This is a genomic window from Rhodococcus globerulus NBRC 14531 (assembly GCF_001894805.1).
Classification (GTDB): Bacteria; Actinomycetota; Actinomycetes; order Mycobacteriales; family Mycobacteriaceae; genus Rhodococcus_F; species Rhodococcus_F globerula.
The window spans coordinates 579,403-596,226 of record NZ_BCWX01000002.1 but is presented as its reverse complement, the minus strand read 5'-3'; the positions used below and the strand labels follow the sequence as shown (position 1 = coordinate 596,226).

At 62.5% G+C, this 16,824-nt stretch carries 16 protein-coding genes; 11 read left to right on the top strand and 5 right to left on the bottom strand.

What is annotated here, in order from left to right; all coding sequences use genetic code 11:
- Positions 1 to 36 precede the first annotated feature (36 nt).
- The gene (locus RG2_RS11310) at positions 37 to 2,466 is read right to left on the bottom strand and encodes a DNA translocase FtsK (protein WP_230590171.1); all 2,430 of its coding nucleotides are present in this window, start codon (positions 2,464 to 2,466) and stop codon (positions 37 to 39) included.
- Positions 2,467 to 2,518: 52 nt separating this feature from the next.
- On the opposite strand from RG2_RS11310, the gene RG2_RS32270 reads away from it, so the two are divergent.
- Positions 2,519 to 2,935: a hypothetical protein gene (locus tag RG2_RS32270; protein WP_072782570.1), complete on the top strand. Its 417-nt coding sequence runs from the start codon at positions 2,519 to 2,521 to the stop codon at positions 2,933 to 2,935.
- 20 nt (positions 2,936 to 2,955) lie between these two features.
- On the opposite strand, the gene RG2_RS11300 is transcribed toward RG2_RS32270, so the two are convergent.
- The 4 genes from RG2_RS11300 to thyX form a co-directional block, all read right to left on the bottom strand.
- Positions 2,956 to 3,579, bottom strand: a complete 624-nt coding sequence (locus RG2_RS11300) for a TIGR03085 family metal-binding protein (RefSeq protein WP_033235004.1) — start codon at positions 3,577 to 3,579, stop codon at positions 2,956 to 2,958.
- A gap of 46 nt (positions 3,580 to 3,625) precedes the next feature.
- A complete protein-coding gene (locus tag RG2_RS11295; RefSeq protein ID WP_033234848.1) occupies positions 3,626 to 5,632 on the bottom strand; it encodes a ribonuclease J in 2,007 nt (668 codons plus the stop codon).
- Positions 5,633 to 6,538 carry a 4-hydroxy-tetrahydrodipicolinate synthase gene (gene dapA / locus RG2_RS11290; protein ID WP_033234849.1) on the bottom strand — a complete coding sequence of 302 codons (906 nt, stop codon included), beginning with the start codon at positions 6,536 to 6,538 and terminating at the stop codon, positions 5,633 to 5,635. It lies immediately after the preceding gene.
- Positions 6,539 to 6,607: 69 nt separating this feature from the next.
- Positions 6,608 to 7,357 (bottom strand): FAD-dependent thymidylate synthase, encoded by a 750-nt coding sequence (gene thyX, locus RG2_RS11285; protein ID WP_033235005.1) that lies wholly within the window; start codon positions 7,355 to 7,357, stop codon positions 6,608 to 6,610.
- 157 nt (positions 7,358 to 7,514) lie between these two features.
- Here thyX and RG2_RS11280 point away from each other — a divergent pair, with 157 nt between their 5' ends.
- From RG2_RS11280 to RG2_RS11235, 10 genes are all read left to right on the top strand, one after another.
- Complete coding sequence (locus RG2_RS11280) at positions 7,515 to 7,973, top strand: toxin-antitoxin system HicB family antitoxin (RefSeq protein ID WP_033234850.1); 459 nt, start codon at positions 7,515 to 7,517, stop codon at positions 7,971 to 7,973.
- Between the two features lie 62 nt (positions 7,974 to 8,035).
- Complete coding sequence (locus tag RG2_RS11275; RefSeq protein WP_033234851.1) at positions 8,036 to 8,470, top strand: SRPBCC family protein; 435 nt, start codon at positions 8,036 to 8,038, stop codon at positions 8,468 to 8,470.
- Positions 8,471 to 8,630: 160 nt separating this feature from the next.
- On the top strand, positions 8,631 to 9,053 hold the full coding sequence (locus RG2_RS11270) for an Rv3143 family two-component system response regulator (RefSeq protein WP_033234852.1): 423 nt from the start codon (positions 8,631 to 8,633) through the stop codon (positions 9,051 to 9,053).
- Positions 9,054 to 9,285: 232 nt separating this feature from the next.
- The gene (locus RG2_RS11265) at positions 9,286 to 9,645 is read left to right on the top strand and encodes an NADH-quinone oxidoreductase subunit A (protein ID WP_033234853.1); all 360 of its coding nucleotides are present in this window, start codon (positions 9,286 to 9,288) and stop codon (positions 9,643 to 9,645) included.
- A 78-nt stretch (positions 9,646 to 9,723) separates the two neighbouring features.
- The gene (locus RG2_RS11260; protein ID WP_033234854.1) at positions 9,724 to 10,278 is read left to right on the top strand and encodes a NuoB/complex I 20 kDa subunit family protein; all 555 of its coding nucleotides are present in this window, start codon (positions 9,724 to 9,726) and stop codon (positions 10,276 to 10,278) included.
- Positions 10,275 to 10,937 (top strand): NADH-quinone oxidoreductase subunit C, encoded by a 663-nt coding sequence (locus RG2_RS11255; RefSeq protein WP_033234855.1) that lies wholly within the window; start codon positions 10,275 to 10,277, stop codon positions 10,935 to 10,937. Before RG2_RS11260 ends, RG2_RS11255 begins: the two co-directional genes overlap by 4 nt.
- Before the next feature lie 8 nt (positions 10,938 to 10,945).
- Positions 10,946 to 12,262 (top strand): NADH dehydrogenase (quinone) subunit D, encoded by a 1,317-nt coding sequence (gene nuoD / locus RG2_RS11250; protein ID WP_072782567.1) that lies wholly within the window; start codon positions 10,946 to 10,948, stop codon positions 12,260 to 12,262.
- Positions 12,259 to 13,074 carry an NADH-quinone oxidoreductase subunit NuoE gene (gene nuoE / locus RG2_RS11245; protein ID WP_033234857.1) on the top strand — a complete coding sequence of 272 codons (816 nt, stop codon included), beginning with the start codon at positions 12,259 to 12,261 and terminating at the stop codon, positions 13,072 to 13,074. Before nuoD ends, nuoE begins: the two co-directional genes overlap by 4 nt.
- Position 13,075: 1 nt before the next feature.
- Entirely contained in the window at positions 13,076 to 14,377 is a 1,302-nt protein-coding gene (gene nuoF, locus RG2_RS11240; protein ID WP_033234858.1) for an NADH-quinone oxidoreductase subunit NuoF, read from the top strand.
- Positions 14,374 to 16,788, top strand: a complete 2,415-nt coding sequence (locus tag RG2_RS11235; protein WP_033234859.1) for an NADH-quinone oxidoreductase subunit G — start codon at positions 14,374 to 14,376, stop codon at positions 16,786 to 16,788. Before nuoF ends, RG2_RS11235 begins: the two co-directional genes overlap by 4 nt.
- Positions 16,789 to 16,824 lie beyond the last annotated feature (36 nt).

Sequence of the window (16,824 nt, the reverse complement as noted above, 5' to 3'; positions counted from 1 at the left end):
GATCGTCTGCCGACGGTTACCCGCCGACCCACGTCACTAGTCGTCGGATGAACTATCCTCCGGATCGCCGCCCCGAATGGACCACAACAATCCGTCCAACTCGTCGGGCTTCACCAGCACCTCGCGAGCCTTGGCCCCTTCACTCGGTCCCACAATTCCACGATTCTCCATGAGGTCGATGAGTCGTCCGGCCTTCGCGAACCCGACGCGCAGTTTGCGTTGCAGCATCGACGTGGAACCGAACTGGCTGGTCACGACAAGTTCGACAGCTTGGAGCAGCACGTCCATGTCGTCCCCGATATCGGGATCGACGTCCTTCTTCTCGCCGGCCTTCGCAGCGGTGACGCCTTCGGTGTACTCGGGTTCTGCTTGGTTCTTCGCAAAATCCACGACCGCGGTGATTTCTTCGTCCGTGATGAATGCGCCCTGCATACGGGTCGGCTTACCGGCACCCATGGGGAGGAACAGTCCGTCACCCATACCGATGAGCTTCTCGGCTCCCGGCTGATCGAGGATGACTCGCGAGTCCGTCAGGGACGACGTCGCAAACGCCAATCGGGACGGCACGTTCGTCTTGATCAGACCGGTGACGACGTCGACGGACGGGCGCTGTGTCGCGAGCACCAAGTGGATACCCGCGGCACGTGCCTTCTGGGTGATTCGCACGATGGCCTCTTCGACGTCACGCGGAGCGGTCATCATGAGGTCTGCCAACTCGTCGACGATCGCCAGGATGTAGGGGTACGGCCGGTAGACGCGTTCGCTACCCAGCGGTGCGGTGATTTCGCCGGATTTCACCTTCGCATTGAAATCGTCGATGTGGCGTACCCGGTTGACCTGCATGTCCTGGTAGCGCTGCTCCATCTCCTCGACCAGCCACGCAAGCGCGGCCGCCGCCTTCTTCGGCTGGGTGATGATGGGCGTGATCAAGTGCGGAATACCCTCGTACGGCGTCAGTTCGACCATCTTGGGGTCGATCAGGATCATCCGAACTTCGTCGGGAGTCGCGCGGGTCAGCAGCGACACGAGCATCGAGTTCACGAAGCTCGACTTACCCGAGCCGGTGGAACCGGCAACCAGCAAGTGGGGCATTTTCGCGAGGTTCGCATGGACGAAGTCGCCCTCGATGTCCTTACCCAGTCCGATCACGAGCGGGTGGTGTTCGCGTCGCATGCTCGGCGCCGTCAGCACGTCGGCCAAGCGGACCAGTTCGCGGTCCGAGTTGGGCACCTCGATGCCCACGGCCGACTTGCCCGGAATCGGAGCGAGAAGACGCACGTTGTCGGTGGCCACCGCGTACGCGATGTTTCGAGCGAGCGCGGTGATCTTCTCGACCTTGACGCCAGGACCGAGTTCCACCTCGTATCGCGTTACTGTCGGTCCGCGCGTGAATCCGGTGACGGCAGCATCGATCTTGAACTGTTCGAGTACCTCGCTGATCGCCTCGATCATCGCGTCGTTCGCCGAACTGCGCAGTTTCGGCGGGTCGCCGTCGATCAGCAGCGATGTGGGCGGAAGGTTGTAGTCGCCGTCCGTCACACGATCGGTGACAAAGCTCTCGGCCTCTTCGGGTTCCGGCTCGGGCTTGGGTGCCGGCTTCGCCACCGGAACCGATCGCGCGGGAGGTCTGGTCCGGGTCACCGGCTTTTCGGCGACCGGCGCTTCCGCAGCCGAGGCGGTCTCGTCCGCTGCCGGGGCAACTTCGTCCGGGTCCGCTGACCACAGGTCGAGGATTTCGGTCTTCTTGTCGCCGGATTCGAATTCGTCCGTCGGGTAGTTGTCGATCGGCGCCCGGCGGCTCGACCGTTTGGACGGCCGCAGCGGAGGCTCCGCATACGTGTCCACCGGATAACCGTCGGCATCGAACTCCGATGACTCGTACGAGCCTCCCCCGTAGTCGCGACCGTAGCTGTCGTCGTCGAATTCGCTGCCGTAGTCCTCGAATTCGTCGTCGTCGCCGGACGGAGATCCGAAGAAGGACTGAAACTTACCGGGGACCTGTCGCAGGGTGGTTCCGGTCAACAACAGGATTCCGAAGCCGACAGCGATCACCAGCAACGGCACCGAGAGCCAGGCCGTCAGACCATTGGTCAATGGTCCGCCGACAACAGAGCCGACAAATCCGGCTCCGATTTCACGTGTGTCCGCAGTTGTCTCTGCACCGGAACCGATGTGCCACAAGCCCAGTGCGGGTAGCCCCACCAGCAGCGAACCCATGATGAGACGGGTCCGGATCTCGGGGCGCGGCTCCGTGCGCATCAGCAGGATTGCGATTCCGACACACAAGATCGGCAGAACGGCCGACACAGCACCGAACACCGCGCGAACGGCCGTTTCGATTCCGCCGCCGATCGGTCCACCCGCCGCGAACCACACACTGCCCGCGACGACAACACTGAAAGCAATGAGCCCGAGGGCAATTCCGTCGCGTCGGTGGCCTGCCTCGATATCGCCGACTTTGCTCACCGTACGAGTGGTAGCGCCGACGCCACGGGCGGCCAGCGACCACCCGGCTGCGATGCCTTTGCCGACAACATCGAGCGGGCTTGCGCTCTGCTTCGATTTTGCGACCGGCCGACGAGCCGCCGAGGACGCACCGGACGCCTTCCTGGGGGCTGCCTTCTTCGCCGGCGCTTTCCTCGGGGTCGATTTGGCTCCCTTACCCGCTCCCGCGCGGCCACCGGCGTGCGACGCTGTCGTGACGTTGCGGGGGGTGGAGACTGTTCGTGTTCGCGACTTTGCCGCGGGAGTTGACGCTGACGACCTGGTCGATGCCCTGGACGCGGACGTGCTTGTACTCGAACCTGTACCGGATCCTCGGGCGCTCGACTTACCTGCCATGACGTTCAGGCTAGTCGGTGCAACCCCATCCGGACCATCCGCAACACCAGCAACACCGTTCATACGTGCGAATCGTGATGTTCGCTACGCCTAGCGAATGGATCGAGCGCCGAATCAGAAACCGCGATCCAAGCCCATGACGGACTGGACGTCGGCCAGTTCTCCTTTTGCTTCGATCACCACTTCGTTGCGTCCGAAAGCGTGTAACAAGAGCTCGGCCGGCTCTCCCTGCAGAACGACCGTCCGGGTATCTGCTTTGTGCACAACGGCACTTTCACCCGACGGCAATTCGAAGATCACTTCGACGTCGGACTTCCGGTACCCCAGCTTGGCTACCTGGCGTGCGTACTTCCACAAATCCGCCTGACGATCTTGTGGCAGCGCCCTGGCCACCCAATGCTGATGCGCTCGGCGCACATCCTCGTGATGGACGAACATCTCGGTGGTGTTGACCTGAGAATCGAGCCAGTACATCGGCGACCAGCGCGGCGGTCCGCTTCGAACGTCACGGAGTAGTTCTTCCCACGGGCGCGATGCGGCCGCTTTTCTGACGCTCTCGGTATGTCCGGCCAAGGCACTGATCATGATTCCGGGAGCGGCGTCGAGACGCCGCTCCCGGACGATCAAATGTGCTGCCAGGTCACGATTTGTCCACTCCCCGCACAGGGTAGGTGCATCGGGGCCGAATTCGACCATGCTGTCCACCAGGGCGAGTCGTTCGTCATATGCGAAGGTCACCTTCGCCAACGTACGCGAAACTTCTCCCACTACCGGGAGAAGTCGCTCAGGAAACCGCGATAACCGTCGGAATGATCATCGGGCGACGACGGTACTTGTCCGCAACCCAACGGCCGACCACGCGACGCACCGACTGTGCGATGCGATGTGCGTCGGTGATTCCTTCGCCCGCGAGGCGCAGAAGATCTGCTTCCACGAGTTGTGCAGCGTCCTTGAGAGCGGTCGGGTCGTCGGAGAATCCACGTCCGGACACCTCGGGGGTACTGACCGCGCGTCCCGTCGACTCGTTGATGACGATGGTGATGGCGATGAAGCCACCCTCACCGAGCACCAGACGGTCCGAGAGCGTCGGCTCGCCGACATCGCCCACGGAGAGTCCGTCAACGTACACATGTCCGACCGGAACTCGTCCGACGATCTCGGCAAGACCGTCGACCATGTCGACGACAACGCCGTCCTCGGCCAGCACGATGCGCTCTTCCGGAACACCCGTCGCCTTGGCCAGGGCTGCATTGGCGCGCAGGTGGCGCCATTCACCGTGCACCGGCATGGCATTGGTGGGGCGCACCGCGTTGTACAGGTACAGCAACTCACCGGCGGAGGCGTGACCAGATACGTGGACCTTGGCGCTTTGCTGCGTGACGACAGTGGCGCCACGCTTGGCCAAGCCGTTGACCACGGCAAAGACGGAGTTCTCGTTGCCAGGGATCAGCGAGGACGCAAGAACGACGAGGTCGTTGGCACGAATGTTGATCTGGCGATGCTCACCGCGAGCCATCCGCGAGAGCGCTGCGAGAGGCTCGCCCTGCGAACCCGTGGAGATGAGAACCAGTCGATCATCGGGAAGTGTGGCTGCGGTATCGATGTCGACGACCAGACCGTCTGGCACCCGCAGGTAGCCGAGATCCTGTGCGATCTGCATGTTCCGGACCATCGACCGGCCGACGAACACGATGCGACGGTTGTACCGCGCCGCGACGTCGACAACCTGCTGGATACGGTGCACGTGGCTGGCGAACGACGCCACGATGACGCGTTGCTTGGCCTTGCCGATGACGTTGTCGAGCACGCCGCCGATTTCGCGTTCGGGCGTGACGAATCCCGGCACTTCCGCATTGGTGGAGTCGACGAGGAAAAGGTCGACACCCTCGTCACCGAGGCGGGAGAATCCGGCGAGGTCGGTCAGGCGCCCGTCGAGCGGAAGCTGATCGAGCTTGATGTCACCGGTGTGCAGTACAACTCCGGCGTCGGTGCGGATCGCAATGGCGAGCGCGTCCGGGATGGAGTGGTTGACTGCGAAGTACTCGCAGTCGAACGGACCGTGCGTGGTGGAGTCACCTTCCACGACCTCGACGAGGTTGGGGCGCAGGCGATGTTCACGGCACTTCGCCGCCACGAGCGCGAGTGTGAACTTGGCACCGATGACGGGAATGTCCGCGCGAAGGCGCAACAAGAACGGCAACGCGCCGATGTGGTCTTCGTGGCCGTGCGTGAGGATGACGGCTTCGACGTCGTCCATGCGGTCTTCGATGTAACGGAAGTCCGGGAGGATGAGGTCGACGCCGGGCTGCTGGTCCTCGGGGAACAGAACGCCACAGTCGACGATCAGCAACTTGCCCTTGTGTTCGAACACGGTCATGTTTCGGCCGATTTCGCCGATACCGCCGAGCGCAACAACACGAAGTCCACTGGCCGGGGCCTTGGGCGGCATGCCCAGACGCGCGGTCGGGTCCACCTGCGGACGGTTGTCGGGACGCTTGTTCCCGGAACGCGAGTTACCGGACTTGCCGGCTGACGGGCGGTTGCCTGCAGCGCTCTTCCGGGCTTGTTTTTGCGGTGCTGCGTTTTGCGGCGCCGATTTCTGGGCTGCAGCCTTTTGCGGTGCAGCCTTTTGCGGTGCAGCCTTTTTCGGGGCCGACGCCGCGGCAGCAGGCTCAGCTGCTACCGGAGCCGGAGCTGCCGGCGGGGTTGCCGGCGTAGCTGATTCGGGTGCCGGGATCGAAGGCGGTCCGGCTTGGCGACTGGCACTACGACGTCGGGGGGGACGGGTCATTTACAAAACTCCTGCCGCATGCAGATCGGCGGCCAAACCGTCGATCTGCTCTTTAGTGGGTGCAACCTGCGGAAGGCGCGGTTCTCCGACATCGATACCGATGAGTCGCAGACCCGCCTTCGACGCGCTGACGCCACCCAAACGGGCGACGGAACGGATCACAGGGATCAAACTGAGGTTTATTTCGCGTGCACGGGCGATGTCGCCGGTGACAAATGCGGTGTGAAGCTCACGCAGTCGACCAGGAACCAGGTGTCCGATGACGCTGACGAAGCCGGTGGCTCCGACTGCGAGCCACGGGAGGTTCAACGGGTCGTCGCCGGAGAAGAACTGAAGTTCGGTGGTGCCGATCAATTCTGCACCCGCGTTGAGATCACCCTTGGCGTCTTTGACGGCCTTGATGCGGGGATGCTCGGCAAGACGACGGATTGTCTCCGTCTCGATGGGGACAACGGAGCGGGGCGGAATGTCGTAGAGCATGACGGGCAGGTCGGTGGCGTCGGCAACTGCGGTGAAGTGCGCGTAGAGCCCGGCCTGCGGGGGACGTGAGTAGTACGGCGTGACAACAAGAAGGCCGTGAGCGCCGACGCGGGCCGCGTCGCGGGCGAGTTCGACACTGTGTGCAGTGTCGTTGCTGCCGGCTCCGGCAACGATCTTGGCGCGGTCGCCAACGGCGTCGATTACCGCGCGGAGCAGGTCGAGCTTCTCCGATTCGGTGGTGGTCGGAGACTCACCCGTTGTGCCGGCAAGGACAAGGCCGTCGCAGCCGTTGTCGACGAGATGGGCTGCGAGGCGCACGCCCGTGTCGACGTCCAGCTTCCCGTCGGCAGTGAACGGGGTCACCATCGCAACGGAAATGGTGCCGAACGGACGCTCGACGAGAGAAGCGGAATCACCGTAGGTCATGGTCAGAAGGTTACCCGGTCAGTCGCTTACTTCTGCACACGAGTCTTCAGTCGAGTCGCGAACGTAACTTCACTCGGCAGCGAACGAGCTGACGGCAATTTCCGATCCGTCACTTCTGCGCAGAATCTCGTAGTCTCCGAACACATTTGGCGCAGCGGTTTGAAGTTGCCGCAAGCACTCGATCGCGACGCGCCTGATCTCGACGTCCGCGTGCTCGGTGGCGCGCATATCCACGAAGTGTCGCCAAGCACGGTAGTTTCCGCTGACTACGAGACGGGTTTCCGTGGCATTGGGCAGCACCGAGCGAGCGGCTTGACGCGCTTGCTTGCCGCGCACGGGTGCGCCGGGGACGGACTGCAATTTGCCTTCCAACGCAGCGAGCAGTTCGCCGTAGGCCCGTCGACTTTCCTCGGTGGCGGCCAGGAACAGCGCTTCGAGTTCCGGGTCACCTTCGACAGCCGGCGGGACCACGACGCTTGCATCGTTCTCCCTAACGAACCGCTGGGAGAGTTGCGAGTACGAGAAGTGGCGGTGACGGATCAGTTCGTGGGTACAGGAGCGCGAGATTCCGGTGATGTAGAAACTGACCGTCGCATGTTCGAGGACAGACGAATGCCCGACTTCTAGGAGATGTCGAATGTATCCGGCGTTCGTGGCTGTGCGCGGGTTGGGCTTGGACCAACTCTGATAGCAGGCGCGGCCGGCGAATTCCGCAAGTGCCTCACCGCCGTCGGCATCGGTTTCCCAGTCGATGTCGTCCGGCGGGAAGAACTCGGACTTTGCCACCATCTGCACTTTCAGTGACACCGTGTGCGGCACTACATACTCCTCGAGTCCGCCGGACACTTCCGGCTGTCAGGCCAACCGGACGCTTCCGGCCTTGCTGCGCGGCAACTCTATAGGCAGAAACCACCTGGGAAGCCCTGACGCCAGACGGCACCTTGACTGACGTCACTTTTGACGTCACTGTGGTGTCATGGATATTTCGGAGTACACCGCAAAGCTGCACGATGACCTCGTCACGGCGGCCGAACTCGGCGACGACCACACCCGTCGCATCGCGGCGTCACTCGCGGCCGCCATGGAACCGTCGATACGCCTCGTTCTGCTGGCTGCGGCAACCGAGCTCGCCAAGGAAATCGGGGCCGAGATCGAGGACCGCGACGTCAAGGTCCATCTCGACGGCAACAACATTCTGGTCGACGTCCAGAAAGCATCGAAGGATTCCGGGGCCGAGGAGCCCGCCAAGGAAAACGTCTACTCGTTCGACGACGTCAGCGGCGACATCAGCCGGGTCACCCTGCGCATGATGGAGCAGATCAAGGCCCGCGCCGAGGAAGCCGCAAATCAGAACGGCGTCTCCTTGAATTCGTGGGTGTCGCAAGCCGTACAAGGCGCTTTGCGGGATCAGATGCGTAAGAACGGCATGGACTGATCTAATTGCGTCCGAGCAAGTCCACGAAGTTGTTGCCGTCAGGCATGTAAGGAGTAAGACGTATGGCCGTTTCGGGCGTCAAGGAATTCGAGATCAAGGCCGATCCGGCCACGGTCATGGCAGCGGTTGCGGCGGTGGACCGGTTGCCCGAATGGTCGTCTGCGCACAAGAAGATCACGATCGAGACCACACATGACGACGGTCGGCCGCATCGCGTCCGGATGGCCGTGTCGATTCTCGGCATCAACGACGAGCAAGTTGTGGACTACACCTTCGACGGTGACGAGAAGGTGAGCTGGACCCTCGTCGAGAGTGGACAGCAGAACCAGCAGGACGGCTCGTACACCCTCACCCCCACCGATGGCGGAACGAAGATCAGTTTCGAACTGACCATCGACCCCAAGATTCCGCTGCCGGGATTCCTGGTGAAGAAAGCCCAGAAGACGGCGCTGGAGACCGCCAGCAAGGGACTGACGAAGTTCGTCGAAAACTTCTGACAGTCAGCACTATTCGCGCGCAACCCTCGCGTCCCGCAAGCTCGGACGCGAGGGTTGCCGCATTTCACGAACCCCCCGGACCGCCGCACTCGACGGAAAGTCCTTGGTGAAGTTCATGATTCACTGCCGCGACGGATAGTCGCGGGGTAACGTCGGCCTCGTGTCCGACGCGGCAGCACCTCCTCGCACCCCCGCCACCGTGCGTGTGCTCGTCTTCAGCGACGACGCCCACACGCGCGAACAGGTCCGCCTCGCCCTCGGCGAGCGCCCCCATCCGGATCTCCCACCGATCGAATACGTCGAGGTGGCCACAGCACCGGTGGTGATCGATCGACTCGACCGCGGCGGCATCGACCTCGCCATTCTCGACGGCGAGGCAAGCCCGGCCGGGGGCATGGGCGTCGCGAAGCAACTCAAAGACGAGATCGCGAACTGCCCGCCGATCGTGATTCTGACCGGTCGACCCGACGACGCCTGGCTCGCGTCGTGGTCACGCGCGGAAGCTGCCGTTTCCCAACCACTCGACCCGATCGAACTGGCGTCGGCCGTCATTCGTTTGCTCCGCGTTCGCCTGAACCTCTGATCGGCCGGCGCCTACACAGTTCCCTTGCGGCGGCGAGCACTTCGGCATCTCGGGAGCAAAACTCCACAGTTCGAAAATCAGCCCCAATGTCGGAGGCACCACCTAGGGTAAGTGTCACAGGTCACACGATCGGCGAGATGCTGGCAGTATCGATCTGGCAGGGACAGCAGGGCCTTCTGGGGCAGCGTCATTCACGGGGCGTCACGCTAAACGGAGAGAGGTTCGGTGCGACATGAACGCGTATGTGCCAATTCTCGTTCTGGGTGCCATTGCGATGGCCTTTGCCGTGGTGTCAGTCGTTCTTGCCTCCGTCGTCGGGCCTCGCCGGTACAACCGCGCGAAACTCGAAGCCTACGAATGTGGCATCGAACCGGCGCCCCGCGCCGTCGGTGGCGGACGGTTTCCCGTCAAGTTCTATCTGACGGCCATGCTGTTCATCATCTTCGACATCGAAATCGTCTTCCTCTATCCCTGGGCAGTCCATTTCGATTCGCTCGGTTTGTTCGGACTCGCGGCCATGGGCCTGTTCGTCGTGAACGTCTCGGTTGCGTATGCCTACGAATGGAGACGAGGCGGTCTGAGTTGGGACTGACCTGATTTCCCCGCAGTTGCAAACACAGCAAGTGCACACGCATCCGACGGCAACTCTCACGACGGAAACGAGTCGAATATGGGTCTTGAAGAAAAGCTTCCGAGCGGTTTTCTCCTGACAACTGTCGAGGGCCTGGCCGGCTACTTCCGCAAGGGATCGCTGTGGCCGGCAACCTTTGGACTTGCGTGCTGCGCCATCGAGATGATGTCGACTACGTCCGGCCGATTCGACTTGGCGCGCTTCGGCATGGAAGCCTTCCGCGCGTCACCCCGGCAGGCAGACCTGATGATCGTCGCCGGACGGGTCAGTCAAAAGATGGCGCCGGTCCTGCGGCAGGTCTACGACCAGATGGCCGAACCCAAATGGGTGCTCTCCATGGGTGTCTGCGCGTCGTCGGGCGGAATGTTCAACAACTACGCGATAGTCCAGGGTGTCGACCACATCGTGCCGGTCGACATCTACCTGCCTGGATGCCCGCCACGTCCGGAGATGCTGCTCAACGCAATTATCGAACTGCACAAAAAGATTCAGGACATGCCACTCGGCGTCAACCGCGAAGAAGCACGCGCCGCTGCCGAGCGCGCCGCACTGGCGTCCACTCCTCTGATCGACATCAAGGGACTGCTGCGATGACCGATGAATCCTCCGACCGCCGCGGAATGTTCGGAGCACGCGGCAGTGGCGACACATCCGGCTACAACCGGTTGGCCCGCCCTGCCGCCGCACCGGATGCTGCGACGCGGCCATATGGCGGATACTTCGACGAGATAGCGGACGGATTGTCGGCTGCACTGTCGGACAACGGAACTGCCTTCGACGACGCGGTCGAGAAGGTGGTGATCTTCCGCGACGAGTTGACGTTGCACATCGAACGTTCGCACCTACCCCAGGTGGCCCGGCGTCTTCGCGACGAACCGGACTTGCGGTTCGAATTGTGTCTCGGCGTCAACGGCGTTCACTACCCACAGGATGCCGGACGCGAACTGCACGCGGTGTACCCCTTCTCGTCGATCACCCACAATCGTCGTATCCGGTTGGAGGTGTCGGTACCGGATTCCGATCCGCACATTCCCTCGCTGGTGGGCACCTACCCGGCCAACGACTGGCACGAACGCGAAACCTACGACTTCTTCGGCATCATCTTCGACGGCCATCCGTCGCTCACTCGCATCGAGATGCCGGACGACTGGCGGGGCCACCCCCAGCGCAAGGACTACCCACTGGGCGGAATCCCCGTCGAATACAAGGGCGCACATATCCCGCCACCCGACGAGCGCAGGTCGTACATCTGATGAACAACATGGCTGACACACCATCGCAAGAGACGGTCTACACCGCCTCGGGTCAGGACTGGGACCAGATAGTCGCCGCGGCGGCAGCGGGCCGATCCGATGCCGGTGCCGAACGCATCGTCGTCAACATGGGTCCACAGCACCCGTCGACGCACGGCGTGCTCCGTCTCATTCTCGAGATCGAGGGCGAGACGGTAATCGAGGCGCGATGCGGAATCGGCTACCTGCACACCGGAATCGAGAAGAACCTCGAATACCGGAACTGGACTCAGGGCGTCACTTTTGTCACCCGTATGGATTATCTGTCTCCGTTCTTCAACGAAACCGCGTACTGCCTGGGCGTCGAGAAGCTACTCGGTATCACCGATGACGTCCCGGAACGCGCCACCGTTGTGCGCGTGATGTTGATGGAACTCAACCGGATCTCCTCGCACCTTGTTGCGTTGGCTACTGGCGGTATGGAGTTGGGCGCTGTCACTGCCATGCTGTTCGGGTTCCGCGAGCGCGAACTGATACTCGACGTCTTCGAGACCATCACCGGCCTTCGAATGAATCATGCGTTCATCCGTCCAGGCGGACTGGCTCAGGATCTACCCGCAGGTTCGATTCCGAAGATCCGCGAACTGTTGAAGGTTCTGCCGAATCGCCTGCGCGACATGGAGTTGATGCTCACCGACAACACGATCTGGAAGGCGCGAACCAGCGGCATCGGATACCTGGACCTCACCGGATGCATGGCGCTCGGCATCACCGGTCCGGTACTTCGGGCCACCGGCCTCCCCCACGATCAGCGTCGAGCGCAGCCCTACTGCGGTTACGAGAACTACGAGTTCGACGTCATCACACACACCGGGTCCGATTGTTACGGAAGGTACTTCATTCGGGTGGAGGAGATGAAGGAGTCCTTGAAGATCGTCGAACAATGCCTCGACAAGCTGGCCCCGGGACCGATCATGGTCGACGATCGGAAAATTGCGTGGCCTGCAGATCTCCAGGTAGGTGATGACGGACTCGGCAATTCGCAGAAGCACGTCGGCAAGATCATGGAGTCGTCGATGGAAGGCCTCATCCACCACTTCAAATTGGTGACCGAGGGTATCCGCGTTCCGGCCGGTCAGGTGTACGTGGCCGTGGAATCGCCACGCGGAGAACTCGGCGTTCACATGGTGTCCGACGGCGGCACCCGTCCGTACCGAGTGCATTTCCGGGATCCGTCGTTCACGAATCTCCAAGCGGTAGCTGCGATGTGTGAGGGAGGCATGGTGTCCGATGTGATCGCGTCGGTGGCCAGCATCGATCCAGTCATGGGCGGAGTGGACCGATGACAGACTCCACGAAAAACGGTGGCACCCGCGTCTTCCTCGAACTCGGTCCACGGCCCGAAGAGCCCACCCAGTTGGTGCGACCAGGGGCTCGAAGCAGCTACCCTGCCGATGTCCTGGCACGACTCGACGCGGACGCCGAGGCCGTCATTGCGCGATACCGTGACGATTCGGCAGGCGAAGGCGCGATTACCAGCAGATCCGCGCTGCTGCCACTACTGCATCTTGTCCAATCCGAGGACGGCTACATCACGCCGGCCGGAATCGACTTCTGCTCAGGCAAACTCGGCTTGACCGGTGCCGAAGTCGCGGCAGTGTCCACCTTCTACTCCATGTATCGGCGCGGACCGACGGGCGAGTACCTGGTAGGCGTCTGCACCAACACTCTGTGCGCGATCATGGGCGGCGATGCCATCTTCGAGGCGCTCGAGGAGCACCTCGAATCGGCGGGCTCGCGTGACGAGGCGTCACATTCGATTTCCACGTCGGACGGCAAGATCACTCTCGAACACATCGAGTGCAATGCCGCCTGCGACTACGCACCGGTCGTGATGGTGAATTGGGAGTTCTTCGACAACCAGACGCCCGAGTCTGCACGCACGTTGGTCGATGCACTCCGTAGCGGCGACCGTGTCACCCCCAGTCGCGGTGCCACGCTGTGTTCTTTCCGCGAAACCGCCCGCACCCTGGCCGGATTCGCGGATACCCGCGCCGAAGCTGCCGAGGCTCAGACCAGTGGTGCCGCAACTCTCGCGGGACTGAGAGTGGTCGCGGCGCAGTCCACCGACAATCCCAGCTCCGGCGAAGGGAAATGACATGGCACTTGCGCCTGTACTGAGCCGGCACTGGGACGAACCCCATTCGTGGACTCTCGACGCCTATCTTCGGCACGACGGTTATCAGGGGTTGCGCAAGGCACTCGCGGGCACCGCCGACGACGTGATTGCCACCATCAAGGACGCGGGTCTGCGTGGCCGTGGTGGCGCCGGATTCCCCACCGGTTTGAAGTGGAGTTTCATCCCGCAGGGCGACAACAAGCCGCATTACCTCGTGGTCAATGCCGACGAGTCGGAACCCGGAACATGCAAGGACATGCCGTTGATGATGGCAACCCCTCACACGTTGGTCGAGGGAGTCATCATCGCGGCCTATGCAATTCGCGCGGCCAAGGCGTTCATCTACGTGCGCGGCGAGGTTGTCCCGGTGCTACGACGCCTACAGACTGCGGTTTCGGAGGCCTACGCGGCCGGTTACCTGGGACGCGATATCCAGGGTTCCGGCTTCGATCTCGATCTGGTGGTGCACGCCGGCGCGGGCGCGTACATCTGCGGTGAGGAGACCGCGCTGCTCGATTCATTGGAAGGCCGCCGCGGGCAACCGCGATTGCGGCCGCCGTTTCCGGCAGTGGCGGGCTTGTATGCGTGCCCGACAGTGGTCAACAACGTCGAATCCATCGCCAGCGTGCCGGCCATCATCCAAAACGGCCCCGAATGGTTCAAGTCGATGGGTACGGAAAAATCACCCGGATTCACGCTGTACTCCTTGTCCGGTCATGTCACGACTCCCGGGCAGTACGAGGCGCCTCTCGGCATAACGTTGCGCGAACTGCTTGGTTACGCCGGCGGCGTCCGGGCCGGCCACACTCTCAAGTTCTGGACACCCGGCGGATCGTCGACACCGATTTTCACCGATGAACACCTGGACGTTCCACTCGATTACGAGGGTGTCGGCGCCGCCGGATCCATGCTGGGCACCAAGGCTCTGCAGATCTTCGACGACACGACGTGCATCGTGCGGGCGGTGCTGCGGTGGACGGAGTTCTATGCCCATGAATCGTGCGGCAAATGCACTCCCTGTCGCGAAGGCACGTACTGGCTCGTGCAGATTCTGCGTCGTCTCGAAGGTGGAAGCGGAACCGAGTCCGACCTGACAAAACTGCTCGACATCTCCGACACCATTCTCGGAAAGTCCTTCTGTGCCTTGGGCGACGGGGCGACCAGTCCGATCATGTCGTCGCTGAAGTACTTCCGCGACGAGTACCTGATGCATTTCGATCAAGACGGCTGCCCGTTCGATCCCGCGCGGTCCGTTCTGGCGACAGGAGCGTACACCTCATGACTGCAGCGGCTGATGTCGAAACCGGTGACGTAATCCCGTCGGACCTCGTCACCCTCACCATCGACGGCACCACGGTCCAGGTTCCCAAGGGCACGTTGATCATTCGTGCCGCGGAGATGATCGGTACCGTCATTCCCCGATTCTGCGATCACCCCCTTCTCGATCCCGTGGGCGCGTGCCGACAATGCATCGTCGAGGTCGAGGGCCAACGCAAGCCGCTTGCGTCCTGCACCACGACGGTCGCGGACGGAATGGTTGTCAACACCCAGGTCACCTCGCCCGTCGCCGAGAAGGCGCAGCGCGGAGTGATGGAGCTGCTCCTCATCAATCACCCTCTCGACTGCCCGGTGTGCGACAAGGGCGGCGAGTGCCCACTGCAGAATCAAGCGATGTCGACGGGCCGGACCGAATCCCGGTTCGGCGAGGAGAAGCGGACGTATCCCAAGCCGATTCCACTCTCTTCCGAGGTTCTGCTCGATCGGGAGCGGTGTGTTCTGTGCGCGCGGTGTACCCGGTTCTCGCAGCAGATTGCGGGTGACCCGTTCATCGATCTCCTCGAGCGCGGAGCGTTGCAGCAGGTCGGGATTTACGCCAACGAACCCTTCGAGTCGTACTTCTCCGGAAACACCATTCAGGTGTGCCCCGTCGGCGCTCTCACCAATACGTCGTACCGCTTTCGCGCTCGTCCCTTCGATCTGGTGTCCAGTCCCAGCGTCTGCGAACACTGCGCTGACGGGTGCGCCCAACGGACCGATCATCGTCGCGGGAAGGTACTGCGGCGCCTCGCCGGCGACGACCCGGACGTCAACGAGGAGTGGAACTGCGACAAGGGGCGATTCGCCTTCTCGTATGCAACACAACGCGACCGGATCACCACTCCATTGATCCGCGACCGCGAGGGCGCGCTGGTTCCCGCGTCGTGGCCATTCGCCCTTGACATGGTGGCCCGGAAGTTTGCCGAATCACGGGGCAATGCGGGCGTACTGGTGGGTGGACGGTCCACCATGGAAGACGCGTACGCATACAGCAAGTTTGCACGTATCGCATTGGGCACCAATAATATCGACTTCAGGATTCGCGCCCAGTCCCAGGAGGAATCCGAATTTCTCGGCGCTCACGTCGCCGGCCGATCACTCGATGAATCTGTCACCTACGCAGACCTCGAGGCTGCCCCGGTCGCACTTCTGGTGGCACTCGAACCGGAAGAGGAATCGCCCATCGTCTTCCTTCGCCTCCGCAAGGCTGCGCGGACACAGCAGACTCGGGTTCTGTCTCTCGCTCCTTTTACAACCCGAGGTCTACAGAAAATGGCCGGCACACTTCTGCAGGCGTCACCAGGGGGCGAACCTGTCCTTCTGGATTCACTGAGTGATCCCGACGGCGAAGTCGGCCGGCTGCTACGTCAGCCTGGTGCAGTCATTCTGGTCGGCGAAAGACTTGGCGCCATCGACGGCGGACTCTCGGCGGCACAGCGATTGGCCGAAACCACCGGTGCACGGCTCGCGTGGATTCCGCGTCGCGCCGGAGATAGGGCCGCCGTCGAAGTCGGCGCTGTGCCGGGACTGCTCCCCGGGGGCAGACCGGTATCCGACCCTGCTGCTCGCGAAGATATTTCCTCGACCTGGTCGGCGGAACTACCCACCGAGCATGGACTGAGTGCAACACAGATGTTGGGATCGGACTCAGCGCTGGGCGCTCTGCTGATCGGTGGGGTCGATCTTGCCGACATGCCGGATCCCGACGCTGCCCGCGCCGCCGTTCAATCCGCCGGCTTTGTCGTCAGCCTCGAGATTCGACATAGCAGCGTCACCGAACTGGCCGATGTTGTGTTCCCGGTGGCGGCCATCGCCGAGAAACCTGGCACATTCATCGACTGGGAGGGCCGCGAGCGTCCCTTCGAGACTGCCCTGCGGACCACCGGTGTGATGCCTGATCAACGAGTCCTCCAGGCGATTGCGACCGAGATGGGCATCAGCCTTGGACTTCCCGACGCTGCCACCGCGCACGCCGAGATCCTCGCGCTCGGAACGTGGTCGGGCAAGCGGGTACCCGCTCCCCGCTCCCCCGCGTCGGCGCGTCCCGAACCACAACCCGGCGAAGCCGTCCTGTCGAGTTGGCACCTACTTCTCGACCGAGGACGACTACAGGACGGTGATCCCAACCTGGCCGGAACAGCCCACGAACCGGTTGTGCGGCTGTGCGCGAGCACTGCCACGGAGATCGGAGCAATCGAAGGTCAGCCTGTGTCGGTCAGCTCGGGCCGGGGAACTATCACGCTGCCACTGGCCATCACGGATCTGCCGCCGCGAGTTGTCTGGCTCCCCCTCAATTCGACCGGCAGCGAAGTCAATCGAACGCTGGGAGTATCCCCAGGCGACATAGTCACGATCTCCAATCAGGTGCCGCAATGAGCACTGTCACGTTTATCGCTGAACCCGTGGATCTTT